The following is a 24,620-nucleotide window of genomic DNA, read 5'->3' on the forward strand; positions in this document are numbered from 1 at the left end:
CCCGTGCGCCGCAGGCCAACGCGGCGCGCTGACAGAAAACAGACAACAGAAAACAGACAAGCAAGGGTAGAGAGACATGATGCAATCCCAATCGGTACGGCCCCCGGAATTGCTGGCGGGGGTCAGGTATCCCGACGAGGACCGGCTACGGCGCTATGTTGCCGACGGCGTGCTGACGCAAGAAACGCTGACCGGGGCCTTTCGCGCGTCGTTTAAAACCCATGCGGACCGGCTCGCGCTGGTCGGCCCGGAAGGCCGGCTGACCTACCGCGACCTGGACGAGAAGACCGAGCGCCTTGGCGCTGCGCTGCTGGCGCTGGGCCTGCGGCCTCTGGATCGCGCGGTGTTCCAGTGCGGCAACAGCAATGAGCTGCTGCTGGCGTTCCTGGGCTGCCTGAAGGCGGGCATCATTCCGCTTTGCTCCCTCCAGGCGTTCCGCAAGCTGGAAATTGGCTACCTCGGCAATCTCTGCGAAGCCCGCCTGCATGTCGTGCAGGGCGATGACGCCAAGTTCGACGACGTGGCCTTCGCGCAGGAAATGCAGGCCGAAGTGCCGAGTTTCTCCATCATCCTGCAAGCACGTGGCGAGCGTCGTGGCAGCGCGGTGTTGCTAGCCGACCTGATCGAAGAGATGCCGCTGGCTCACGCGCGCGAGATCCTGGCGGGCGTGAAGCTAGATCCCTTCCAGGCCGCCGTATTCCAGCTCTCCGGCGGCACCACGGGCGTGCCTAAAATCATCCCGCGCTTCCAGAGCGAGTACCTCTACAACATGCGCGCGGTGGCTGCGTGCAATGGCTACACGAAGGACGACGTGCTGTTCTTCCCCACGCCGTACATGCACAACCTCAACATGGGCTGCTTCTTCGGCCCGTTCCTGCTGACCGGCGCCACATTGACGGTCACGCCGGATCTTAGCGAGGAAAACCTGCGCGGCCTGGTGCGCGATTACCAGCCTACCTGGTTCGGCGTGGCCGGGCCGATCCTCACGCGCATTGCGCCGGAACTGGCGCAGTCGGATGCCGGCGCGCGGGCGCGCAGGAATTTCATCGCGCCGAAGAACGCCGCGGGCCTGACCCGCCTGACGGGCTCGCCCACGCACCATATCTTCGGCATGACCGAAGGCGTGATCATGTTCGCCCGCAAGGATGACCCGCAGGAGATCCGCGACACCTCCGTCGGCAGCCCGGTGTCGGCGCATGACGAGGTCAAGCTCGTGTCACCGGGCACGGAGGATCCCGTGGCCGACGGCGAACCCGGCGAGGCCCTGTTCCGCGGGCCTTACACCATCCGCGGTTACTACAAATCCGAGAAGGAGGACCAGACGCGCTTCACCGCGGACGGCTTCTACCGCTCCGGCGACCTGATGACGTCGCGCGTGGTGGACGGCAAACGCTATTACTTCTTTTTCGGGCGCATCAAGGATGTGGTGGATCGCGGCGGCGAGAAGATCAATGCCGAGGAGCTGGAGAACGTCGTCAACCTGCACCCGGGCGTGTTGGCCTGCGCTGTGGTGGGCATGCCCGACCGCGTCTATGGGGAGCGCGTGTGCGCCTTCGTCATACCCAAGCCGCCCGCAAGCGACCTCACGCTGGCGCAACTGACCCAATACCTGCAGGAAGCCGGCCTGGCCAAGTTCAAGTGGCCAGAGCGGCTGGAGGTCGTCCGAGAGTTCCCGCTGACCGCATCCGGCAAGCTCAGCAAGGTGCTGTTGCGCCAGCAGATCATCCAGTTGCTCGAGGCCGAGACGGCCGGCAACACCGTAACCGAAGGGAAGTGAAATGACCGAAGCGAAACACCTTGTCGGCGTGCCGTCCGTGCAGTTGCATGGCGTGCATCACACGGCGCGCCCCACCTGGAAGCTGGCCCAGACCGTGCATTTTTACCGCGACCTGCTTGGCCTGCCGCTGGTCCACGCCATCTCGGCCAAGGGCTGGGGCCCGGACAACCATGCGGATTTCCTGCACTTCTTCTTCGATAGCGGCAACAGCAGCACCATTGCCTTCTTCTACTACATCGGCACCGAGCGGCCGGACTGGCTGGCGGTGCGCGAGCACTACCAGGATCGCGCCACGCACACCGCCTGGCGCGTGCGCGACGAAGCAGAGCTGCTGGAATGGCGGCAGCGCGTGGAAGCGGTCGGCATTCCGGTGCGCTACCAGATCCGGCACGAGGTCATCGAGTCGATCTACTTCAACGATCCCAACGGCTATCCGATCGAGATCACCTGGCAACTGCGCCCGTTCAGCGAGGCCGATGCGCTTGACGCGGCGTTGACCATCGAGGCAGCCATGCAGCTGGAGCAGGCAGCGGACGCCGCCACGGCTTTCACGTCCATCGAGCCGGTCTGGCAACGCAAGGCCGCGCAGATCGGCACGGCACCGGAGCAGGCTGGCAAGGCATCGGTCTATGTGCTGGACGTGCCGGAGTTTGCCGCGCTGATCGGCGTGGCGCGTACTACCGAAGGCTATGCCACCACCTCGCTGAAAAACGGCTATGTGCGCATCGACGGCAATCCGCAGATCCGCTTCCGGCGCAAGGCGCTAGGCTTCAAGCCGGCAGTCTGGTACGGCGCGCTGACCGGCGGCCTGGTCGGGCGCATCGTCCAGTTCGATATGGACGCGCTGGTGATTTCCCCGGAGGAGGCGCAATGAAAGCCGCAATGAACGTCGCCATCATCGGGGGCGGCCCCGCCGGGCTCTTCCTCTCCATCCTGCTCAAGGAGCGGCTGGCATCGGTGGAGATCGACATCTACGAGCAAAACCCGGAGGACGCCACCTTCGGCTTCGGTGTGGTGCTCGCCGACACCGGGCTGTCCAACCTGCGCGCCGCATCCCCAGCGGTGGTCGACGAACTCGCCAAGGCGATGCGTTTCAGCGATCGGCACACCATCGTGAGCCACGAGGCACCGATCACCATGAAGCGCCCCGGCGCGGGCGGCGGCGCGATTCCTCGCATCCAGCTGCTCTCGGTGCTGCAGGCGCGTGCCCGCGAACTCGGCGTGCGCGTGACGTACAACAAGCGCATCAGCGACTTTTCGGCCATCGAAGCCGACCTGGTCGTGGGCGCCGATGGCGTCAACTCGCTGCTGCGGGCGTCCAACGAGGAGGGCTTCGGCACCACGCGCCACAACCTGACCAACCACTTTGCCTGGTACGGCGTGGAGAAGGCGTTCCCCAATCCGTCCCTGGTGTTCCGGCAGTACGAGGGCGGCTATTTTGTCGCGCACTACTACGCGTATTCGGACTCCATGAGCACGTTCGTGGCCGAGTGCGACCACCGGACCTGGCAGGATTTCGGTATGGATGCCATGTCCAACGAGGCGCGCCAGGCTCTGTTCGAGATTGTGTTCGGCGCGGAGCTGGGTGGCTACAAGCTGGTCTCCAACAACTCGAACTGGCGCCAGTTCCCGGTCGTGATCAACCAGACCTGGCACGTCGGCAACCAGGTGCTGATCGGGGATGCGCTGACCAGCGCCCACTTCTCGATCGGCTCGGGTACCCGGATCGCCATGGAAGACGCGATCGCGCTGGCCGAGGCTATCGTCGCCTTCCCCGTCGACGTGCCGGCGGCGCTGCAGTGCTACGACGAGGTGCGCCGACCGCAAAAGGCCAAGCTCATCCGCGCCTCGGAGGCTTCGTACAACTGGTACGAGCGTATCCGCGAATGGATGAACGTGGCAACGCCGCATGAGTTCGTCTACCGCTTCATGACCCGCACCGGCCGCGTGGATGTGAACCGGCTGCGTGAACAGTATCCGACCCTGATCGCCGAGCTGGCCGCCGCGGGCGTCACCGATCTCACCGTGCCGCAGCCATGATGCGTGCCACCGAATACGTGCTGAGCGAGCGGCCGTTCGTGGTGCGCCGTACCGTGCGCTGGGGCGATTGCGATCCCGCTGGCGTGGTGTACACGGGCCGCTTCACCGACTACCTGCTGGGCGCGGTTGGCCTGTTTGCCGACCACATGGCCGGCGGAGCGGGGCGGCTTGGCGACGCGCATGGCGTGGGCACGCCGTGCAAGGCGATGCGCTTCGAGTTCATCGGCACGTTGTGGCCGGACGACGTGATCGACATCGAGTGCTTTGTCGAAGCCATCCGTACGCGCTCCTATGACATCCGCTGCATCGCCAGGCGCCCCGGCGGCGCGCCGGTGTTCGATGCCGTGTTTTCCCCGATCTGCGTGCGGCTGGACGAGCGCGTGGGTACGCCGATCCCGGATTCCCTGCGCGCCGCGCTAAGCACGTTCCTGCGCAAGCCGGCCGCAGAGCCCCAGACTTAACGAGAACAAGCGAACAAGCGAACCCAAGATGAATTACCGAATTGGCCAGATCGTTCCCAGCTCCAACATCACGATGGAGCGCGAAGTGCCCGCCATCTTTGCCGGGCGCATGCAGCAACTGCCACAGCGTTTCTCCTTTCACTCCAGCCGCGTGCGCATGCACCGCGTGGTGGCGCATGAGCTGGAGCGCATGAACCGCGACATGGGCCGCTGCGCGCTGGAGCTTGCCGATGCGCGCGTGGATGTGATGAGCACGGCCTGCCTGGTGGCCACGATGTGCATGGGCAAGGGCTACCACCGGCAAGTGATTGAAGACCTTGGCGCGGCCATCGCCGATGCACCTTACCATCCCGCGATCATGACCTCGGCCGGCGCGCTGGTCGAGGAGCTGAAGGACTTTGGCGCCAGGCGCATCGCGCTGATGGCGCCCTACAGCGATGCGCTGACGCGCACTGTGGTCGAGTACATCGAAAGCGAAGGCATCGAGGTCAAGGACGCGATCAACTTCTCGATCCTCGACAACCTGGAGGTCGGCGAGCGCGATCCGCTGCAGTTGCTGGAGGACGTGAAGCGCCTGGACACCGCCGGCGTGGACACGGTGGTGCTGTCCGCCTGCGTGCAGATGCCGTCGTTCGCGGCGATTGAGCGCGCGCAGCTGGCGCTGGGCGTGCCCGTCACCTCCACGGCCGTCTGCACGGCGCGGCAGATGATGCGGCGCCTGGGCCTCGAAGCGGTGGCGCCGGATGCCGGCGCATATCTCGGCAGCAAGACCGGGCTGGTGTAAGGGCCGTTAGTGCGCGAGGAGACGACATGATGCAAGAAACCCATGGAACGGCGTCCCGGATTGGACGTTGGCCTTATATCGCGGTAGTGCTGGGTGCGGCGTTTGGCATGCTGGCCGGCTATGCGCCGCTGTTCAATGCCACCGCCGGCGTGTTCGTGCGCCCGCTGGCCGCCGAGTTTGGCTGGGGCCGCTCGGAGGCGTCGCTGTCCTACGCGGCCTCGATGTTCGGGCTGGCGGTGGTTAGCCCGCTGGTCGGGACCATGATGGACCGCTACGGCATCCGGCGCGTGATCTCGGTGTCCGCGGTGGTCTTCGGCATCGCCACGGCGTGCATGGCACTGCAGGACGGCAGCAAGGCCATGTGGGTCAGCCTGTCCGTGGTGGTAGGTGTGTTCGGCGCGGCCACGTCGGTGCTCGGCTATCTCGCCGTGCTGCCGCAGTGGTTCGACCGCCGTCTCGGCTTGGCGCTTGGCGTTGCCATGTGCGGGCTGGGGGCCGGCACCGTGTTGATGCCCGCCACCGCGCAGTATCTGGTGACCGGCTATGGCTGGCGCACTGCTTATGTGGTGCTGGGCGCCGGGTCGATCGTATTGTCCTTGCTGGCGTGCTCGCTGTTGCGGGAACGCAAGGCGGCGGGAAGGGCGCAGGGCGCCGCGCGCGGCCAGGTGGTTGACGGCATGCCGTTCGCCGAGGCGCTGCGCAGCTATCGCCTGTGGGCCATCTGGGCGGTGTTCGTGCTGGGGTCCTCCGCCACGCTGTCGCTCGGGCCGCATCTGCCGGCGATGTTTGCCGACCGGGGCTTCAGCCCGGCGCAGGCAGCGCGCAGCGCCTCGATGGTGGGCATCGGCCTGCTGATCGGGCGCATCCTGACCGGCGTGCTGATCGACCGGATCCACGCACCATTCGTCGCCTGCGTGTTCTTCGGCGGTGGCGCGCTGGGCATCTTCCTGCTGCGCTCGGCGCATGACTACCAGGCGCTGCTGCTCGCCACCACGCTGATTGGCCTCACCATCGGTGCGGAAGGCGACCTGATCTCGTACCTGGTGCGTTCGTACTTCGGCTTGCGCTCTTTTGGTGCCTTGTTCGGCATTGCGTTTTCCGGCTATGGCTTTGGCGCGGTGCTCGGGCCGATCGGGCTCGGCGCCTGGTTCGACCGCTATGGCAGCTACGATGCGCCGCTGCTGGCACTGTCGTGCATGCTGTTGCTGGCCGCTGCGCTGACGCTTTCCCTTGGCCGGTACCGCCGGGCGGGCGAACTGCCGGCCGCGACGCCGGCGGCCGCCGGCTCTTGAGCACGTGTCAGGACCGGACCCGGCCCGTTGACAGGTAGAATTAGCACGGGCGCAATTATCAAGCCGCGCCACCTGTGCCGATCCGCCACTGACCTATGCCAGCCGCCAAGAATACCGCCACCGTAGCCGAACCCCCTCCCGCCATGCCGCGCCGCCGGGGCCGTCCGCCCAAGACGGACTCGCCGATCGGCGCGGAGGCGACGCTGAGCCGGGTCGCCATCCTGCAGCGCGCCATTGAACTCACGAAGACCATGCCGCTGGACCAGATCTCCATGGTCCAGCTGGCCAAGGATTTTGGCGTGGCGCCCGGGCTCATCCACTATTACCTGGGCGGGCGGGATCAACTGGTCTCAGGCGTGCTGAATGACTACTACCGGCAGCGGTTGGGCCGGCTCTCGTCGCTCACCGGGGACTGGCGCCGCGACGTGGAGTCTTTCGCGCGGCTGAGTTTCCAGGTGGCGATCGAAAACCCCGGTGTGAGCATCTATGTGGCCTCGCACAACCGCTTCCGGCTGTTCCAGGATGTGCAGCCGGGGGAGACCGACTACGGGATGGAGTTTTTCAACCGCATGACGTCGGCCATCATGCAAGGTGGATTCAACGCGGACGAAGTCGCGCTTGGCTATCACCTGCTGGCGCAATACCTTGTGTCTGCCAGCATGGCGGAGGCTTCCCGCCAGTTGCCGGCCTACCACCAGGCCTTCATCGAGAACAAGCTGGAGTCCGTGTCGCCGCTGCAATATCCCGGCGCCCGCTTTGTCAGCAAATCGTTCTCTCGGCTGAGCTCGGAGATAGCGTTCGAGGAAGGGCTGCGCATTACGCTGGACGGCATCGAGGGATGGAAACGGGGTGCAGGCCTTGCCGCCATTCCAGTGGCCAGCGGTGCCGCCACGCCGCGCAAGCCCCGCGTCAAGAAGGCCTGACGAGGGGCGCCTGCACAAGCCCCCGGCGCGCAACGCAGGCAGCCCTACAGCATCGCCTCCGCCTGCGCCAGCAGCTTGCCCAGCGCGAGCTCCATCACCGCGCGCTCCTGGGGGGAAAGCGCGGACATCAGCGTCTCGTGCCGGCTGGAGGCGATCCGCATGATCTTCTCAAACAGCGGCTTGCCCTCGGCGGACAGCGAAATGAGCACCGCGCGGCCGTCGGTGGGGGATGGCTCGCGCCTGACCAGGCCTTGCTTGATGAGGTGATCGGCCGCGCGGCTGGCCTGGCTTTTGTCCAGGTTGGCGAAGCGCGCAAGGTCGATGACCAGGAAGGGGCCGAACTCGCCGATGGCGGCGAGCGTCCTGGCTTCGCTAAGCGACAGGCCTAGCGCTTCCGAATAGGCCTGCGCGATGCCGCGGTCGAACTGCTTGACGATGCGGTGCAGGCGGTACGTGGCGAAGTCGGAGAGGGACAGCTTGGGGCTCGTCATGATGCGCGGCACGGCGTGTTGTCCGCCTCCGTGGCTTCGAAGCTGTGCGAGACCTCATCGAGCAATCGCGTCGCATCGGCAAAGCCGGCATGGCGGCTGAGCGCCAGCAGCGCCACGCGGGCCAGGTAGAGCGGCGTGTTTTGCTCGCCGAGCGCGGTCATGCGGTAGCACATCGCCGTGTAGATTTCATCGAGCTCGGTCGGGCTCATGGTCGTTTGCATAGGGTTCTCCGGCTTAGTCAATCTGCATGGCAAGGGCGATGGCGTTTCGCACATCGCCGGCGCGGGCTTGTCGCCAGCGGCCGCTGACGTAGCCATCCGGGCGGACCAGGTAGAGCGTACCGTCGACGCCGTCCAGTGCGCGCCGCACGGCATCCTGTGGGTCGGCCAGCCGTCCCGCCGCGGGCGCCGTGCCCGCAATCAGGTGGCAATCCAGTTCGACGCCGCTGTCGCAAAGCTGGCGCAGCCCGGGCACGGCGTCGTCCAGATCCTGGCCGGCGCCGGCGAAGCAAAACGCGGTGAAGCCTTTGCCGATGCAGCGGACCAGCGAAGTCGGCGTGCCGTGCGGGCCGACCAGCGGCATGTCAGGCAGCGTGGCGCCCGGCGCCGGACCGGCCTTGAAGGCAGGGTCGTCCGTCGCGGCAATGGGCGAGTCGGCAAAGACCGCCGGACTGGTCTGGCGCGGGTTGATCAGCGAGCGCAGTTCCGCGTGCGCCGCCGATAGCCCCAGCACGGCTTCACGCATCAAGGCAAAGGCAGGCGAGGGCGGGGCCATGAACTCCGTGCTCTTCGCGCCGAAGCGCATGTTCTCGCGCGCCGCCGCCACACGCTCCGTGGAGTAGGAGGGCAGCAAGCCGGGGGAGGCCTTGCCGCGCACGGCAAGGGCAAGCTTCCAGGCGAGGTTGAAGGCATCGTCGAAGCCGCTGTTCAGGCCGCGCACGCCAAAGATGGGCACCAGGTGCGCGGCGTCGCCGGCAAAGAGCGCGCGGCCGTGCACGTAGCTATCCAGCGTGAGGCACTTCGCGTTGTAGATCGAGATCCACAGCGGCTCCCACGGCGCGGTCACGCCCATCATCTTGAGGTGGCTCGCCACGCGCGGCAGCACATTCTCCGGCTTGACGGCCTGCTCCGCATCCTCGTGCTCGCCGACCTGGTAGTCGATGCGCCACACCTGGTCCGGCTGCTGGTGCAGCAAGATGGTGGAGCCGGGGTTGGACGGCGGATCGAACCACGCCAGCCGCTCGACCTCGCGCGGGGCGTCGATGGCGATATCCACGATGACGTAGCGGCCCTCGTACTGCATGCCGCGCAACGACAAGCCTAGCGCATCGCGCACGGCGCTGCGGCCGCCGTCGGCTGCCACCAGCCAGTCCGCGCGCACGGTGTAGGCATGGTCGCCCGCGGCTACTGCCAGCGTCACGCCCTTGCTGTCTTGCGTGACGGCGGTAACGCGGTTCTGCCAGCGGATTTCGATCAGGTCCGGGTAGCGGGCGATGGCGTCGAGCAGGTATTGCTCGATGTAGTACTGCTGGATATTGACCATGGGCGGAAAGACCTGCCCGGGCTCGTGCGGCATGGTGAAGTGCAGCACCTGCTCGTTGCGGTAGTAGCTGCGGCCGCCCGCCCAGGCGAGGCCTTTGTCCAGGACCGGGGCGGCGACCCCGAGCGCATCGAGGATTTCCAGCGAGCGCCGGGAGATGCAGATGGCCCGGCTGCCTTCACAGGTGCCGTCGTCCGCCTCCAGCACCACGCTGGGGATGCCGTGGCGGGCCAGGGCCAGCGCCACCGCCAGCCCGACCGGCCCGCCGCCGGCGATGACGACCTGGCGCGGAGAATCCGTGCCGCCGGGGTGCAGCACCGGCAGGGATGCGGCGTGCGCTTCGCGCTGGTACATGTCTTGTCTCCTGGTTGTGTGCGCAACCAGTTCAAGATAGTCCAATTTGGTTGCGTACGCAACCAAATTACCTGGGCCCGATCAGAATTCCACCATCGCAAAGTCTTCCTTGCCCACGTCGCACAGCGGGCAGCGCCAGTCGTCGGGGATGTCTTCCCAGCGGGTGCCGGGTGCGATGCCGTCTTCTGGAAGGCCTGCGGCCTCGTCATAGACCCAGCCGCAGATGATGCACACCCATTGCTTGAACGCGTCGGTGGCAGCGGATGCGGCCTTTGCCGCGACGGGGGCTTCCGGCTGCGCGGCGGGCTTCTCTTGTTCTGGCTCGTCCAGGCTGAGGACAAGCGGCGCCGCCGTGGCTTCGCCGCTGGGCGCCAGGCGCGCCTGCAACAGGGCAAGCAGCGCCTGCGCCTCTTCCGTGGTCAGGTCGATCCAGTACGGATCGCCTGCGCCGTCGTTCAGGCGCTTCGGGGAAAACTGGATCTCTACTGCGGTGCCTTTCTTGTACATGCGATCAGGGGGCGGGGTCTTTGGTTTTTGTGCAGGTAAGGATTAGACAGGAAAAAGCACGCTGGCGAGCCATTGCTGGAAATCGGCTACCACGTCGGCGGTCAGCTCATGGCCAATGGGGTAGCGCCGCGACCGATGCGGCACGCCCAGCGCGTCCAGCCACTGGTCCGCGCGCTCGGCCCACGCGACGGGCAGCTTGTTGTCGAGTTCGCCGTGCGCGATGAAGGCCGATAGCCCGGCAAGCGCCTCGGGCGCGGCGAGGTGCGGCTCGATCTCCGGCAGGATGCGCCCGCTCAGCACCGCAAAGCCGGCCACGTCGGCCGGCGCGCTCAGGCCAACGCTGGCGCTGAGGATGCCGCCCTGGCTGAAGCCGGCGATCACCGTGCGCGCGGGCAGGGCGCCATCCTGCGCATGGAGGGCGCGGACGAAGGCAATCAGCTGCTGGCGGCTGCGCTCCGCCTGGGCTGCGTTGATGGTGGGCGCGCCACCGGCGAAGCTGACCTCGAAAAAGCCATGCTGGCCGGGCCCGAAGGTGAGCGGGCCTTGCACCAGCACCACTTCCACGCGCGGGTCGATACGGGTGGCCACTGGCGCGAGGCTGGCCTCGTTGCTGCCTACGCCGTGCAGCAGCAGGAGCCGCGCGGCAGGTGCTGCGGCCGTATCCGCTTGCGCCCTTCGCAAGCGATAACGCAGGCCGGTCGCGGGATCTTCGGCCAACGGGCCGATTTCATTGCGGGTGGTGTTCATATCGTCTCGCGTGGCTGTGAGCAAGGGATCAGACAAGGGATCAGGGGATCAGGCCGCAATGGGCTGCGCGGCTAGCGGCCGGAACTGGCCAAGCACATACGATTCCATCGACAAGATCCCGTAGGTGATGCCGCCGTCGATCACCGCCAGCGGCTCGCCCGCTTCGGCCGCGCCGATGGCCACCAGCAGCGGCAGGAAGTGCTCGTCGGTCGGGTGCGCGCGCTGTGCGTGCGGGGCCAGCCGGCGGTAATCGATCAGCGGCTGCGAGTCGCCGGTGCGCATGGCGCTGCGCACCGCCCCGCGCACCCACTGCGTGAATGCTGCCACGTACGGGGCATCACCGCCGCCATGGCCGCGGAATTCATGGAGGTTGTGCGTCATGCTGCCGGAGGCGACGATCAGCACGCCCTGTTCGCGCAGCGGCGCCAGCGCACGGCCCAGCGCCAGCGCGCCGGCCGGGTCCAGCGGCTGCGGCAGCGACACCTGGAACACCGGCACCTGCGCATCGGGATACAGGTGGCGGATCGGCACCCAGGCGCCGTGATCCAGGCCGCGCTGCGGATCCAGCCCGGCGTTGAACCCGGCCTGCGCCAGCAGCGCCACCGCGCGCTCGGCCAATGCCGGATGCCCGGCCGCCGGGTAGCGGATCTCGTACAAGGCACGCGGGAAGCCGCCGAAATCGTGGATGGTCTCGGGCTGCGCGCTTGCCGTCACGCGCACGCCGCCGCGCGTTTCCCAGTGGGGCGAGACCACCAGCACCGCCTTGGGCACCGGCAGCGCGCGGCCCAGCGCGGTGAGCTGCGGGCCGGCCAGGCCCGGCTCGATGGCGAAGGTGGGCGCGCCATGGGAGACAAACAGAACGGGAAGTGCGGTAGACATCTCGGAATCTCCGGTCGCCACGGCAAAACCCGCGGCGTGCAACGACATAGGGAACCTTGCTAGTCTATTGATTCATATGGTGGCGATAAACTGCCATTTGTGTGATATATAGTCCCGATTATCGAGACAATAAGCCGGAGCCGAGGCAACCCCGTGGACCGTGCCCTGGAAATGACCGTATTCACCGCCGTGGTCGACGCCGGCAGCTTTGTCGGCGCGGTCGAGGGCCTGCGCATGTCCAAGGCCGCGGTCTCGCGCCATGTGGATGCACTGGAACAGCGCCTGGGCGTGCGTCTGCTGCAGCGCACCACGCGCCGGCTGTCGCTGACCGAGGAGGGGCGCATTTTCTACCAGCGCGCACGCGAAGTGCTGGCGGCGCTGGACGATGCCGAGTCCGAGATCACGTCCCGCACGCAGGAGCCCAGCGGGCTGATCCGTATCAACGTGCCGCTCACGTTTGGCATCTTGCACCTCGCGCCGCTCTGGAGCGCTTTCATGGCAGCGTATCCGCAGGTTGATCTCGATATCACGCTCAATGACCGCGTGGTGGACCTGGTCGACGAAGGCTACGACCTTGCCGTGCGCATTGGCGACATGCCAAGCTCCGCACTAATCAGCCGCAAACTGGTCGCAACCCGCATGGTGCTATGCGCGTCGCCTGGCTATCTCGCGCAGCACGGCGCGCCAACCCATCCGCATGAACTGGCCGAGCACCGCGTGCTGGCCTACACCAACTGGTCCGGGCGCGACGAATGGCAGTTCGATGGCCCGCACGGCAAGGTCAGCGTGAGCACCCGCGCCAGGGTGTACTCCAACAATGGCGACACGTGCCGCGCCATTGCGCTGGCGCATGGCGGCATCATGCTGCAGCCGAGCTTCATGCTCCAGGACGACTTGCGGCGCGGTGACCTGGTTGAACTGATGCCCGAGTTCCGCGCGATCGAGATCGGCGTCTACGCCGTGTATCCGACGCGCAAGCAGTTGCCGCTCAAGGTGCGCCGGCTGGTGGATTTCCTGGTGGAGGCGTTTCGGGATGTGTCTTGGGGTTAGGGCGTAGGGGGTAGGGGGTAGGGGGGACGGATGAGGCGGGAGCTGCGCGAAAGCTAGCGCAATGCCATGTGTGTGTAGTATTTTGCAAAAAGCTAAATTAGCTAGCTAATACCTTGGCTAGCAGAGCAACTAGCAAAGAAACTGACAGAGCAACTGACAGAGCAACGGGATAAGGGAGTCTATAAGGCATGGCAACTAACACGAAGGGCAAGGCGCTGACGATCACCAATCCGGCTTGCCTGGTCGACGGCTCGGATAGTGAGTTCCGGCACCTGGTAAGCGGCCTGCTGCCGTTTGCCGCCCGCCTGCTTTCCGTGCGCGACGGGTTCGGCAGCCTGATCGGCCTGACGGGCGTCCAGTACTCCTTGATACGGTCCATTGCACATCTCTCGCAACAGGGCGAAGTGACGGTGAACCAATTGGCGGAGCATCTTCATTTGAGCGGGCCATTCGTTACCGTCGAAACCGGCAAGCTCAAGAAGCTCGGGCTGATCGACAAGAAAGCCCACCCCGAAGACAAGCGCAAGATGCTGCTCACGGTAGCTGTGGCTGGCTCCCGGCTCCTGAATGAGCTGACTCCCGTGCAGCAGCGCATCAACGACGTCCTCTTCGAGGGCGTCACCCGCACGGAGTTCAAGGTGCTGTGCTCGGTAGTGGATCGCCTTGTTGTCAACGGGGATCGCGCCGCGCTCGATCTGGCGCATCTTCTGGCGCGGCAGCAAAAAGCGTGACCGTTCACCCCAAGGCGCGCCGCGGCTAGCTTGGTCAGTGGGCCGCCCACTTGATAGCGCCGATGTCGATGCCTTCGCGATGCATGTCCCACAGCGGGCTGAGGTGGCGCAGCTTCGTGACGGTGGCCAGCAACATCTGAATCACTTGCTCCACTTCCGCCAGGGTCGTGTACCGCCCGAGCGTAAAGCGAATCGAGCTGTGCGCCAGCTCGTCGCTGCGCCCTAGTGCGCGGAGCACGAAAGACGGCTCAAGCGACGCGGATGTACAGGCCGAGCCGGAGGAAACAGCCACGCCCTTGATGCCCATGATCAGGGACTCCCCCTCAACGAAGTTAAAGCTGACATTGAGGTTATGGGGAATGCGACTGGCCATGCTGCCGTTGACATAGACCTCGTCGAGTTGCCTGAGCCCGGCCAGCAGCCTGTCCCGCAGGCCTGCAACCCGGCGCGATTCCTCGGCTAGTTCCAGCCTGGCGATGCGGAAAGCCTCACCCATGCCGACAATCTGGTGCGTTGCCAGCGTACCGGATCGCATGCCCCGTTCATGCCCGCCGCCGTGCATCTGCGCCTCGATGCGCACGCGCGGCTTACGCCGGACGTAGAGCGCGCCGATGCCCTTGGGCCCGTACACCTTATGCGCGGTCACGGTCAGCAGGTCGATCTTGAGCGCCTCGAGATCGATGGGGATCTTGCCGGCGGCCTGCACGGCGTCGCAATGAAAGACGATGCCCTGGGCCCGGCATAGCTCGCCAATCTCGGCAACCGGCTGGATGACGCCAATCTCGTTGTTGACCATCATCACGGATACCAGGATGGTGTCGGGACGCAGCGCCGCGCGCAGGGCGTCAAGGCCTAGCAAGCCATCCTCCTCGACGTCGAGGTACGTGACCTCAAAGCCCTGGCGCTCCAGCTCACGGCAAGTGTCGAGCACCGCCTTGTGCTCGGTCTTGACCGTAACGATGTGTTTCCCCTTGCCGCTGTAGAAATGGGCCGCGCCCTTGAGCGCCAGGTTGTTCCCTTCCGTCGCGCCCGACGTCCAGACGATCTCGCGAGGATCCGCATTCAGCAGTGCCGCAACCTGCTCGCGCGCCGTCTCCACGGCCTGTTCGGCATGCCATCCGTAGCGATGGCTGCGTGAAGCGGGATTGCCAAAGTGCTGGTACAGGAACGGCACCATCTTGTCGACGACGCGAGGGTCGACAGGCGTGGTGGCGCTGTAGTCCATGTAGATGGGGGCCGCAGTGGGTTCGCCTTGCATTGCTTTGTTCTCCTGACTCGTGTCGATGCACCTGTTTCCCTGCGGGGAGCAGGGTCCGTCACAGGGTTTGTGTTGGTTCGAATACCGTTTAATAGTAGCATTTATTAATACGTAAGTTACAAAGATAAATGGATGTTGAGCGCGCCTGCGCCCGCGTGCGGGCACGGCAGGGCATCCAGGCTTCGGCGCACTGAGAGCGCCAACACCGCAGGCACCATCCAAGGGTTTTCACCAGCTTGAATTGCAAACTCCAATAGCATTCAATACTACCTAAGTTACAAAGGTAAAAAACAAAGACAAATGAGCGATGGATCGTGTTGGAATGATCCGCGGCTCGGATTCTGGATTCTGTACAGGAGGGATGATGGCCGAAACCTATGCAAAGCGCGAAGTGGATTCCGAGGCTGGTGCCGATGAGCAGCGCCGCTTCAGAAGCACGCTCGCCATGTTCGCCACCGGAGTGGCCGTGATCACCGCGCCCCGGAAAGAAGGGGTACCGGTTGGCATCACGGTGGCGTCGTTCAACTCGGTCTCGCTCGATCCGCCCCTGATCTTGTTCTCGGTGGATCGGCGTTGCCTGAGCCTGGAGGATCTTTGTTCCACCTCCCGGTACGCCGTCAACGTGCTCGAGGAAGGCCAGCAAGACATTTCCAACCGTTTTGCCAAGGCGAGCTCTGGCAAATGGGATGGCATCGGCTTGGCGGCGCAGGGTGGCGAAGCCCCGGTGCTCCTGCCGGATGCGCTCGCCACGTTCGAGTGTGAGCCATATGCGCGACATGACGGTGGCGACCACGTCATCTTCATCGGACGCGTCATTCGCCACCAGGCCCGGCCCGACGGCAGACCACTGGTTTTTTTCGGAGGCAGGTATCGCGCGCTCGAAAAGTCGCCTGCAGCCCCCGTGTGAATCAACAACCGCTACGTATTTAGGAGAGAAGACATGGTCAAGACTGGTAGCCAGCATATCGAGATGCTGCGTGACGGCAGAGAGGTCTACCTCGACGGCAAGCGCGTGACGGATGTCACCACGCACGCCGCCTTCCGGAACTCGATCCGGAGTTACGCAAACCTCTACGACTTTCAGGCACGCCCGGAGAACATCGAGAAGATGACATTCGAGTCGCCGGACACCGGCGACCGCGTGAGCCGGATCTGGCAACTGCCGCAGAGCTATGACGACCTGGTCCAGCGCCGGATGGCGCTTGAGGCCTGGACCGAACTGCACTATGGCTTCATGGGCCGCTCGCCGGATCACGTGGCGTCCTGCATCTCCGGCATGTATATGGGGATCGACGTCTTCGAGCAGCATGACCGGGCGCGGGCCGGCGCCCTGCGCGAGTACTACAAGTACGCCCGGGACAACGATCTCTTCCTGACGTACGTCATCGTCAACCCGCAAGCCAACCAGTCGAAGGCGGCGCACGAGCAGGAGGACAAATACCTGGCCGTAGGCATCGTCGACCAGGATGCCGAAGGCATCACGGTGCGTGGCGCAAAGATGCTGGCCACCAGCGGCATCATGGCCAACGAGGTGTTCTGCAGCTGCATCCAGCCCTTGCGCGAGGGCGACGAGATGTACGCGCTGTCGTTCGCGGTGCCCATGAACATCAAGGGCCTGAAGGTCATGTCGCGCAAGTCGTACGAAGCCAACGCGACTTCGGTGTTCGACAACCCGCTGTCGAGCCGCTACGACGAGAACGATGCGGTGCTCTACTTCGACGACGTCAAGGTGCCATGGGAGCGCGTCTTCATTGCGGGCGATGTCGGCATGTGCGCCAAGCAGTTTCATGCCACGCCGGCCCATAGCTACCAGAACTACCAGTGCCAGGTAAGGCTGATGGTGAAGCTGCGCTTCCTGGTAGGCATCGCGCAGAAGATCACCGAGATCAACGGCACCAATGGCTTCCCGCAGGTGAGGGAGATGCTGGGCCAGCTCGCCGCCGAGGCGGGGATGGTGGAGGCCTTCGTCTATGGCATGGAATCCAAGGGGCGCATGGAGCGGGGCTACTTCATGCCGGACCGCAACCTCCTGTACGGCTCGCAGGTGATCACCCAGCAGCTCTACGCCAAGGTGCTCAATACCCTGCGCGAGCTGGCGGGCGGCGGGATGATCATGCTGCCGTCGAGCCTTCACGATTTCGAGAACCCGGAACTGGCCAGGATCATCGAGAAGACGCAGAAATCTTCGGCCTGCAGCCCGGAGGAGCGCGTCAAGTTCTTCAAGCTGGCGTGGGATGCCGTGGGGTCCGAGTTTGCATCGCGCCACAACCAATACGAGATGTTCTATGCGGGCGCGGGCTTCGTGACCAAGGGCCACACCTACCGGACCTACGACTGGAAGAAGGCCACCGGCCTGGTCGACAACATCCTGGACAGCTATTCGCTCAGCGCGGAGCTGGGCCAGCTGGCACGCGCCGCCTGAGCGGGTAGCGGTGCTCTGACATTCATTGCCACACACGGAGATAACCATGGCGATCAACAAGCTTCACGATGAGTTCCACACCATTGACCTGGCGAGCGGATGGGAGGTGCCTGCGGGCTATCCCGCGGGCATCCAGCAAAAGATCCTGTCCGGCTCGCTCGATGAAAGCGGCGGCCGCGGCAGCCGCACCCGCCTGCTGCGCTTCCAGCCCGGTGTATTCACTACCGCGCCGTTCGTGCATCGCTACTGGGAGGAGGTGTATCTGCTCAGCGGCGACCTGACCGTCGGCAACGACGAACAGGGCGAGGGCGGGCAGGCGTTCGATCCGCACACTTATGCATGCCGTCCGCCGGGCGCCTTCCACGGGCCCTTCAAGTCGAACGCGGGTTGCATGTTGCTGGAAATCCACTACTTCGACCCGGCCTGATCATGCTGGCGACCGTGGATTCCGTGATGCGCCAGCTCTCTGCGGGCACCGCCGACGCGGCGTCCTTGCTGGCGGGCTGTGTCGAGCGCGCCTGCAATCCCGGCGGGGAGGGCGCGCGCGTCTTCCCGCACGGCGTGAGCATGGCCGCGTCGAAGCAGGCCAGGGCAAGCGACATGTTGCGCGGGCAGGGCGTGGCCGGGCCGCTGTCGGGCTTGCCGATCTCGGTCAAGGACCTGTTCGACGTGCAGGGCGACGTCACGCGGGCCGGTGCGCGCGTGTTGCCTGAACAGGTTGCCACGGCGGATGCGCTCGCCATTGCACGGTTGCGCGCGGCTGGCGCGGTCTTTGTCGGGCGCACCAACATGACGGAGTTCGCGTATTCCGGGGTTGGCATCAATCCGCACTACGGCACGCCTCGCAATCCGTTCGAGCGTGGGGTTGGCCGCATTCCCGGTGGTTCCTCGTCCGGGGCCGCGGTGTCAGTGACGGACGGCATGGCCGTGGCCGCGATCGGCTCGGATACGGGCGGCTCGTGCCGGATTCCCGCAGCGCTTTGCGGCATTGCGGGGTTCAAGCCCACGGCGCGCCGGGTGCCGCTGCAGGGAACGGTACCGCTGTCGCCCAGCTATGACTCGATCGGCGGCCTGGCGCGCACGGTTGCCTGCTGCGCCGCGCTCGACCGGGTCATGGCGGGCGAGCCAGATGAGCCGGTGGCAGCGCGTCCGGTGCGTGGCCTTCGGCTGGCCGTGGCAAGGAACGTAGTGCTCGACGGGCTTTGCGCCGAGGTGGCCAGCGCCTATGAGCGTGCGCTCGGGCGGCTGGCCGCGGCGGGCGCCGTGCTGCGCGACGTGGCCTTCCATAGCTGGGACCCGTTGCCGGAACTGAGCATCAACGGTGGCCTGGTGGCGGCGGAGGCAAGCGCGTGGCATGCCGAACGGGTTGCCGCGCTGGGCGATCGCTATGACCCGCGTGTGCTGTCGCGTATCCGCATGGGCGAGCAGCAGAGCGCCGCGGACTACCTGCGCACGCGCGCCCGGCGGCTGGCGTTGTGCCGGGAGGCGCAAGGCGAAATGCAGGGGTTCGACGCCGTGGTGCTGCCGACCGTGCCGATCGTGGCGCCACGCATTGCCGATCTGGCCGATGACGCTGCGTTCTTCAGTGTCAACCGGCTGTTGCTGCGCAACCCCGCCATCGCCAATGTGCTCGACCTGTGCGCCGTGAGCATGCCGTGCCATGAGGCGGGCGATGCGCCGGTCGGGTTGATGCTGTTCGGGCCGCCCATGGCGGACCGGCAACTGCTCGGCATCGGCATGGGTATCGAGGAAATCCTGCGCAGCCACGAGATGTAGGCGATCTATGGCCGCCTTGTAGCCGCATTATCCGCCGACAAAACCTTGTCGCGGCTTCTAGCAGTCCAGCAATGGAGAGGAGAGAACATGTTTCGCTTTCGATTCAAGCCAGTGTTCCTGGCTGGCACGATGTTGGGGTTTTCGGCGATTGCCGCGGCACAGCCGGGCAAAATCAGCGACGGCGTGGTGAAGATCGGCGTCCTGACGGATATGTCGTCGATTTTTTCCGATATCGGCGGGAAAGGGTCGCTGGTGGCGGCGCAGATGGCGGTGGACGATTTCGGCGGGAAGGTGCTGGGATCCGATATCAAGGTGGTTAGCACCGACCACCAGAACAAGACCGACGTGGCCGGCACCATCGCGCGCGACTGGTTCGACAACCAGAAGGTCGACGTCATCCAGGACGTCTTGCCGTCGTCGGTAGCGCTCGCGGTGTCCAACCTGGGCAGGGACAAGCACAAGCTGGTGATTGCCAGCGGCGCCGGCACGACAAGGCTGACCAACGAGGATTGCTCGCCTTACACCATCCAGTATTCCTACGACACCTATGCCTTTGCGGCCAACACGGTAAAGGCGCTGGCAAAAGGGGGCGACAACAGCTGGTACTTCCTGACGGTCGACTACGCGCTGGGCGCATCCCTGGAGAAAGACGCGACGGACGCCCTGGCCTCGGTAGGCGGGAAGATCGTCGGCAAGGCGAAGCATCCCATCAATTCCCCCGACCTGTCGTCCTACCTGCTGCAAGCCCAGGCGTCGGGCGCCAAGGTGATCGGCCTGGCCAATGCCGGCAGCGATACCGTCAACGCGCTGAAAACCGCCCGGGACTTCGGCATTGGCGGCGCAGGAAAGCAGAAGCTGGCGGGCCTGCACATGTTCATCAGCGACATCCATAGCCTCGGCCTGCAAGCGGCGCAAGGGATGATGCTCACCACCTCGTTCTATTGGGACCGCGATGACGCGGCCCGCGCGTGGTCGCAGCGCTTCTTCGAGAAGGCCCGGAAGATGCCCACGCTCGTGCAAGCCGGCGTGTACTCGTCAACGATGCACTACCTGAAGGCGGTCCAGGCCGCGGGGACAGACGAGACCGATGCGGTGGTGGCGAAGATGAAGGCCAGTCCCATCAACGATTTCTTTGCGACCAATGGAAAGATCCGTGCCGACGGATTGATGGTGCATGACATGTACCTCGTCGAGGTCAAGAGCCCGCAGGAATCCCGGAAACCTTGGGACTACTACAAGATCAAGCAGGTCATTCCAGCCAGCGAGGCGTTCCGGCCCATCGCTGCCAGCAAGTGCGCCTTGCTCAAGAAATAGCGATTCGCAACCACGGAGACATCATCATGCTGACATTCGATATCGAGACACGCACCGGCAGGTGGCAGCGCGTTGTGACCGTCAAGCAGCTCGTCATCGCGGGCTGGACGGGTAGGGATGCCGACGCAATGGAAAAACACATCCGCGAGCTCGAAGTACTGGGCGTCAAGCGGCCAGCGGCGACCCCGGTCTTCTACCGGGTTGCGGCGCAGCGGCTGCAATCGCAGCCAACGATCCAGGTCAGCGGAAATGCCAGCAGCGGCGAAGTGGAGTTCCTGCTGCTCAAGGACCAGGGCGAGATGTATGTTGGCATTGCCTCGGACCACACCGACCGGGAGGTGGAGACCTATGGCATCACGGTGTCCAAGCAGATGTGCGACAAGCCCTGCGCGCAAGTGCTATGGCGCCTGGCCGACATCGTCAAGCACTGGGACCAGCTTATCCTGCGCGCCTACGCGACCATCGACGGCGAGCGCGTGCTGTATCAGCAGGGGCCGGTGACGGCGATGCGTTCGCCCCAGGACCTGCTCGACAGGTTTGCGGAGCACGGCGGCAGTTTTGACGACGGTACCGCCATGCTGTGCGGCACGCTGGCGGCCATTGGCGGCATCCGGATGGCGGATCGCTTCGAGATCGAACTGGAGGATCCGGTTCTCGCCCGCTCGCTGCACCACGCGTACGCGGTCGAAACGTTGCCCGTCCACGGCTAGGGCTGCTGGCCGGATCCGCTGGCCGGATCCGCCTGCCAGACCCGTATTCCCGATGCATGCCAAAAGCGACAAAGCGATGCACCACGAAGATTCCATACTAGAAACGCACAGCCTGACCAAGTCGTTCCGCGGCTTCACCGCCGTGTGCGACGTCAACCTCAAGGTGCGGCGCGGCTCCATCCATGCCTTGATCGGCCCCAACGGCGCCGGCAAGACCACCTGCTTCAACCTGCTGACCAAGTTCCTCGAGCCGACCACGGGCACGATCCTGTTCAACGGCATCGACATCACCCGCGAAAAGCCGGCGCAGATCGCCCGGCGCGGGGTGATCCGGTCGTTCCAGATCTCCGCCGTGTTCCCGCACCTGACGGTGCTGGAGAACGTGCGCATCGGGCTGCAGCGGCAACTTGGCACCTCCTATCATTTCTGGCGCAGCGAAACCACGCTCGACGCGCTGAACGCGCGCGGCATGGAACTGCTGGAGCAGGTCGGGTTGACCGATGTGGCGCAGACGGTGACGGTCAACCTGCCGTACGGCCGCAAGCGCGCGCTCGAGATCGCCACCACGCTGGCGATGGAGCCCGAGATGATGCTGCTGGACGAGCCGACCCAGGGCATGGGCCACGAAGACGTGGCGCGCGTGACCGAGCTGATCCGCAAGGTGGCGGTGGGGCGCACCATCCTGATGGTGGAGCACAACATGAACGTGGTCTCGTCGATTGCCGACAAGATCACGGTATTGCAGCGCGGCGCGATCCTGGCCGAAGGGCCGTACGCCGAGGTATCGAAAGACCCGCGCGTGATGGAGGCCTATATGGGCACCGTCGAGGCTGAACTGCAGGGCGCGCACTGAGGAGCCAGGATGAGCACAACGCCCGCACTAGAAATCAAGGACCTGCACGCCTGGTATGGCGAATCGCACATCCTGCATGGCGTGGACCTGACCGTGAATGCCGGCGAGGTGGTGACGCTGCTGGGCCGCAACGGCGCCGGGCGCACCACCACGTTGCGCGCCATCATGGGCCTGACCGGCCAGCGCAAGGGCTCGATCCGCGTCAACGGCACCGAGACCATCGGCATGCCGACGCACAAGATCGCGCACTGCGGCATCGGCTATTGCCCGGAAGAGCGGGGCATCTTCGCCAGCCTGTCGTGCGAGGAAAACCTGCTGTTGCCGCCGCTGCTGAAAGGGCAGGGCGCCAGCGCGGTCACCGGCATGAGCGAGGCCGAGATCTACGAGATGTTCCCTAACCTGAAGGAGCGCCGCCAGAGCCAGGGCACGCGCCTGTCGGGCGGCGAGCAGCAGATGCTGGCCGTCGGGCGCATCCTGCGCACCGGCGCCAACCTGCTGCTGCTCGACGAGATCTCGGAGGGCCTTGCGCCCGTGATCGTGCAAGCGCTGGCGCGCATGATCCTGATGCTCAAGAAAAAGGGCTACACGGTGGTGATGGTGGAGCAGAACTTCCGCTTTGCCGCGCCGCTGGCCGACCGCTTTTATGTGATGGAACACGGCACGATCGTCGAGCGCTTCGCGGCTGCGGAGCTGCAGGCCAGGATGCCGGTGCTGAACGCGTTGCTGGGGGTATGAGGACCGCTTTATGACGATACTGAATTTTCCCCTTTCCGCCTTGCTGTCCCAACTGCTGCTGGGGCTGGTCAACGGTGCCTTCTACGCGATGTTGAGCCTTGGCCTTGCGGTCATCTTCGGGCTGCTCAATGTCATCAACTTCGCCCACGGGGCGCTGTTCATGCTCGGCGCGGTGCTGGCCTGGATGGGCATGGAGTACGCCGGGCTCAACTACTGGGCGATGCTCGTGCTCTCGCCGCTGGCGGTGGCGCTGATCGGCATCGTGATCGAGCGCACCCTGCTGCGCTGGATCTACAAGCTCGATCATATCTACGGCTTGCTGCTGACGCTGGGCATCACGCTGGTGATCGAGGGCATCTTGCGCTCGGTGTACGGCGTGTCGGGCCTGCCTTACTCGGCGCCGCAGGCGCTGGGCGGCGCTACCAACCTGGGCTTCATGATGTTGCCGAATTACCGCGCCTGGGTGGTGGTGGCGTCGCTGACGGTGTGCTTCTCCACCTGGTACCTGATCGAGAAGACCAAGCTGGGCGCCCACCTGCGCGCCGGCACCGAGAACCCCAAGATGGTCGAGGCATTCGGCGTCAACGTGCCGCTGATGGTGACGCTGACGTATGGCTTTGGCGTGGCGCTGGCCGCGTTTGCCGGCGTGCTGGCGGCGCCGGTGATCCAGGTCTCGCCGCTGATGGGGCAGAACCTGATCATCATCGTGTTCGCGGTGGTGGTGATCGGCGGGATGGGATCGATCATGGGCGCGATCCTGACCGGCCTCGGCCTGGGCGTGATCGAGGGATTGACCAAGATGTTCTACCCAGAGGCCTCGGCCACGGTGGTGTTCCTCATCATGGCAATCGTGTTGATGTTGCGCCCGTCGGGGCTGTTTGGAAGGAGTCAATGATGGGAACGATGGGAACGATGGGCCGGTCAGCCAGGAATGTGTGGTACGGATTGCTGCTGGCAGCGCTGGTGCTGGCGCCGATGGCCGGGGCGTATCCGGTGTTCGTGCTCAAGGTGCTGTGCTTTGCGCTGTTCGCGTGCGCCTTCAACCTGCTGGTCGGCTATACCGGGCTGCTGTCGTTCGGCCATGCGGCCTTCTTCGGCGGCGCCGGCTATGCAGCGGGCCATGCCATGAAAGTGTGGGGCGTCACGCCGGAAGCGGGCATGGTGCTGGGGACGCTGGCCGGCGGTCTGACCGGCTACGTGGTGGGGTCGCTGGCGATCCGGCGGCAAGGCATCTATTTCTCGATGATCACGCTGGCGCTGGCGCAGATGCTGTTTTTTGTCTGCCTGCAGGCGCCTGCCACGGGCGGCGAAGATGGCCTGCAGGCGATTCCGCGCGGAAAGCTGTTCGGCGTGCTGCCGCTGGCCGACGACCTGACGCTGTACTACGTGGCGCTGGTGGTCATCGTGGCGGCGTTCGCGCTGATCGTGCGCACGGTGCATTCCCCGTTTGGCCAGATCTTGAGGGCAATCAAGGAGAACGAGCCGCGCACCATCTCGCTGGGCTACGACACCGACCGCTACAAGCTGATGGCGTTCGTGCTGTCCGCCGCGCTGTCGGGGCTGGCCGGGTCGATCAAGGCGCTGGTGCTGGGCTTTGCCACGCTCACCGACGTGCACTGGTCGATGTCCGGATCGGTGATCCTGATGACGCTGGTGGGTGGGTTGGGCACGCTATCCGGCCCGCTGGCCGGCGCCTTCGTGGTGGTGGCGCTGGAGACCAGGCTGGGCGCAATCGGCAATTTCCTGGCGTCCGTCACGGGCATCGCGTGGTTCGGCGCACTGGGCGAGTCGGTCACCATGGTGACGGGCGTCATCTTTATCGCCTGTGTCCTGCTGTTCCGCCGGGGCCTTGTGGGCCAGCTTGAACGCTTGACCGGTAGCCAGGTGTTGCGCCGAAGGCTGCGCGCGCCGCGCGCCGCGCCTAGCCTGAAGCCCGACTAGCAACGCGTCCCCCCTCGCTTACAGCCCCTCACAGCC

26 protein-coding genes are annotated in these 24,620 nt (G+C 65.3%); 19 read left to right on the forward strand and 7 right to left on the reverse strand.

Translation table 11 applies throughout. The features are described from left to right. Positions 1 to 76 precede the first annotated feature (76 nt). The 7 genes from AC07XB_RS01150 (at position 77) to AC07XB_RS01180 (ending at position 7,277) form a co-directional block, all read left to right on the forward strand. Positions 77 to 1,777, forward strand: a complete 1,701-nt coding sequence (locus tag AC07XB_RS01150; RefSeq protein WP_492370613.1) for an AMP-binding protein — start codon at positions 77 to 79, stop codon at positions 1,775 to 1,777. Between the two features lies 1 nt (position 1,778). Then, a complete protein-coding gene (locus tag AC07XB_RS01155) occupies positions 1,779 to 2,651 on the forward strand; it encodes a VOC family protein (protein ID WP_492370612.1) in 873 nt (290 codons plus the stop codon). A gap of 8 nt (positions 2,652 to 2,659) precedes the next feature. Continuing rightward, positions 2,660 to 3,817: an FAD-dependent monooxygenase gene (locus tag AC07XB_RS01160; protein ID WP_492828629.1), complete on the forward strand. Its 1,158-nt coding sequence runs from the start codon at positions 2,660 to 2,662 to the stop codon at positions 3,815 to 3,817. Continuing rightward, positions 3,814 to 4,278 (forward strand): acyl-CoA thioesterase, encoded by a 465-nt coding sequence (locus AC07XB_RS01165; RefSeq protein ID WP_492370610.1) that lies wholly within the window; start codon positions 3,814 to 3,816, stop codon positions 4,276 to 4,278. Before AC07XB_RS01160 ends, AC07XB_RS01165 begins: the two co-directional genes overlap by 4 nt. Positions 4,279 to 4,306: 28 nt before the next feature. Further along, positions 4,307 to 5,062, forward strand: a complete 756-nt coding sequence (locus tag AC07XB_RS01170; RefSeq protein ID WP_492828599.1) for a maleate cis-trans isomerase family protein — start codon at positions 4,307 to 4,309, stop codon at positions 5,060 to 5,062. A gap of 29 nt (positions 5,063 to 5,091) precedes the next feature. Then, positions 5,092 to 6,354: an MFS transporter gene (locus tag AC07XB_RS01175; RefSeq protein WP_492828631.1), complete on the forward strand. Its 1,263-nt coding sequence runs from the start codon at positions 5,092 to 5,094 to the stop codon at positions 6,352 to 6,354. A gap of 95 nt (positions 6,355 to 6,449) precedes the next feature. Continuing rightward, positions 6,450 to 7,277: a TetR/AcrR family transcriptional regulator gene (locus AC07XB_RS01180; RefSeq protein WP_492828601.1), complete on the forward strand. Its 828-nt coding sequence runs from the start codon at positions 6,450 to 6,452 to the stop codon at positions 7,275 to 7,277. A 44-nt stretch (positions 7,278 to 7,321) separates the two neighbouring features. Here AC07XB_RS01180 and AC07XB_RS01185 read toward each other — a convergent pair whose 3' ends face one another. The 6 genes from AC07XB_RS01185 to AC07XB_RS01210 all read right to left on the reverse strand — a co-directional run bounded on the left by AC07XB_RS01185 (position 7,322) and on the right by AC07XB_RS01210 (position 11,794). Next, positions 7,322 to 7,768 carry a MarR family winged helix-turn-helix transcriptional regulator gene (locus tag AC07XB_RS01185; protein ID WP_492370607.1) on the reverse strand — a complete coding sequence of 149 codons (447 nt, stop codon included), beginning with the start codon at positions 7,766 to 7,768 and terminating at the stop codon, positions 7,322 to 7,324. Beyond that, entirely contained in the window at positions 7,765 to 7,989 is a 225-nt protein-coding gene (locus AC07XB_RS01190) for a hypothetical protein (RefSeq protein WP_492370606.1), read from the reverse strand. The genes AC07XB_RS01185 and AC07XB_RS01190 overlap by 4 nt, the downstream gene beginning before the upstream one ends. Before the next feature lie 13 nt (positions 7,990 to 8,002). Next, positions 8,003 to 9,661 carry an FAD-dependent oxidoreductase gene (locus AC07XB_RS01195; RefSeq protein ID WP_492828603.1) on the reverse strand — a complete coding sequence of 553 codons (1,659 nt, stop codon included), beginning with the start codon at positions 9,659 to 9,661 and terminating at the stop codon, positions 8,003 to 8,005. Between the two features lie 81 nt (positions 9,662 to 9,742). Further along, positions 9,743 to 10,168: a rubredoxin gene (locus tag AC07XB_RS01200; RefSeq protein ID WP_492828605.1), complete on the reverse strand. Its 426-nt coding sequence runs from the start codon at positions 10,166 to 10,168 to the stop codon at positions 9,743 to 9,745. A 42-nt stretch (positions 10,169 to 10,210) separates the two neighbouring features. After that, on the reverse strand, positions 10,211 to 10,915 hold the full coding sequence (locus tag AC07XB_RS01205) for an alpha/beta hydrolase (RefSeq protein WP_492828607.1): 705 nt from the start codon (positions 10,913 to 10,915) through the stop codon (positions 10,211 to 10,213). Between the two features lie 48 nt (positions 10,916 to 10,963). Further along, a complete protein-coding gene (locus tag AC07XB_RS01210; RefSeq protein WP_492828609.1) occupies positions 10,964 to 11,794 on the reverse strand; it encodes a dioxygenase family protein in 831 nt (276 codons plus the stop codon). Between the two features lie 153 nt (positions 11,795 to 11,947). Here AC07XB_RS01210 and AC07XB_RS01215 point away from each other — a divergent pair, with 153 nt between their 5' ends. Both AC07XB_RS01215 and AC07XB_RS01220 read left to right on the forward strand, forming a co-directional pair. Next, complete coding sequence (locus AC07XB_RS01215; protein ID WP_458763698.1) at positions 11,948 to 12,844, forward strand: LysR family transcriptional regulator; 897 nt, start codon at positions 11,948 to 11,950, stop codon at positions 12,842 to 12,844. A gap of 188 nt (positions 12,845 to 13,032) precedes the next feature. Next, on the forward strand, positions 13,033 to 13,575 hold the full coding sequence (locus AC07XB_RS01220) for a MarR family winged helix-turn-helix transcriptional regulator (RefSeq protein ID WP_174428383.1): 543 nt from the start codon (positions 13,033 to 13,035) through the stop codon (positions 13,573 to 13,575). A gap of 34 nt (positions 13,576 to 13,609) precedes the next feature. On the opposite strand, the gene AC07XB_RS01225 is transcribed toward AC07XB_RS01220, so the two are convergent. Then, positions 13,610 to 14,833 carry an IscS subfamily cysteine desulfurase gene (locus AC07XB_RS01225; RefSeq protein WP_492828611.1) on the reverse strand — a complete coding sequence of 408 codons (1,224 nt, stop codon included), beginning with the start codon at positions 14,831 to 14,833 and terminating at the stop codon, positions 13,610 to 13,612. Positions 14,834 to 15,194: 361 nt separating this feature from the next. Between AC07XB_RS01225 and AC07XB_RS01230 the strand changes: the two genes are divergently transcribed. From AC07XB_RS01230 to AC07XB_RS01275, 10 genes are all read left to right on the forward strand, one after another. Then, positions 15,195 to 15,740, forward strand: a complete 546-nt coding sequence (locus AC07XB_RS01230) for a flavin reductase family protein (protein WP_492828613.1) — start codon at positions 15,195 to 15,197, stop codon at positions 15,738 to 15,740. Between the two features lie 33 nt (positions 15,741 to 15,773). Then, the gene (locus AC07XB_RS01235) at positions 15,774 to 17,255 is read left to right on the forward strand and encodes a 4-hydroxyphenylacetate 3-hydroxylase family protein (RefSeq protein WP_492814947.1); all 1,482 of its coding nucleotides are present in this window, start codon (positions 15,774 to 15,776) and stop codon (positions 17,253 to 17,255) included. Between the two features lie 46 nt (positions 17,256 to 17,301). After that, entirely contained in the window at positions 17,302 to 17,682 is a 381-nt protein-coding gene (locus tag AC07XB_RS01240; protein WP_416048339.1) for a cupin domain-containing protein, read from the forward strand. 2 nt (positions 17,683 to 17,684) lie between these two features. Continuing rightward, the gene (locus AC07XB_RS01245; RefSeq protein WP_492828615.1) at positions 17,685 to 19,031 is read left to right on the forward strand and encodes an amidase; all 1,347 of its coding nucleotides are present in this window, start codon (positions 17,685 to 17,687) and stop codon (positions 19,029 to 19,031) included. A gap of 129 nt (positions 19,032 to 19,160) precedes the next feature. Next, entirely contained in the window at positions 19,161 to 20,345 is a 1,185-nt protein-coding gene (locus tag AC07XB_RS01250) for an ABC transporter substrate-binding protein (RefSeq protein WP_492828633.1), read from the forward strand. 26 nt (positions 20,346 to 20,371) lie between these two features. Continuing rightward, positions 20,372 to 21,055: a DUF2848 domain-containing protein gene (locus AC07XB_RS01255; RefSeq protein ID WP_492828617.1), complete on the forward strand. Its 684-nt coding sequence runs from the start codon at positions 20,372 to 20,374 to the stop codon at positions 21,053 to 21,055. Positions 21,056 to 21,131: 76 nt separating this feature from the next. Next, the gene (locus AC07XB_RS01260; protein WP_493688015.1) at positions 21,132 to 21,908 is read left to right on the forward strand and encodes an ABC transporter ATP-binding protein; all 777 of its coding nucleotides are present in this window, start codon (positions 21,132 to 21,134) and stop codon (positions 21,906 to 21,908) included. A 9-nt stretch (positions 21,909 to 21,917) separates the two neighbouring features. After that, a complete protein-coding gene (locus AC07XB_RS01265) occupies positions 21,918 to 22,643 on the forward strand; it encodes an ABC transporter ATP-binding protein (protein WP_493688016.1) in 726 nt (241 codons plus the stop codon). Positions 22,644 to 22,653: 10 nt separating this feature from the next. Then, complete coding sequence (locus AC07XB_RS01270; protein ID WP_492827345.1) at positions 22,654 to 23,538, forward strand: branched-chain amino acid ABC transporter permease; 885 nt, start codon at positions 22,654 to 22,656, stop codon at positions 23,536 to 23,538. Continuing rightward, positions 23,535 to 24,584: a branched-chain amino acid ABC transporter permease gene (locus AC07XB_RS01275; protein WP_492827343.1), complete on the forward strand. Its 1,050-nt coding sequence runs from the start codon at positions 23,535 to 23,537 to the stop codon at positions 24,582 to 24,584. The genes AC07XB_RS01270 and AC07XB_RS01275 overlap by 4 nt, the downstream gene beginning before the upstream one ends. Positions 24,585 to 24,620: the final 36 nt, after the last annotated feature.

Source organism: Cupriavidus sp. GW821-FHT02F09 (assembly GCF_059421605.1).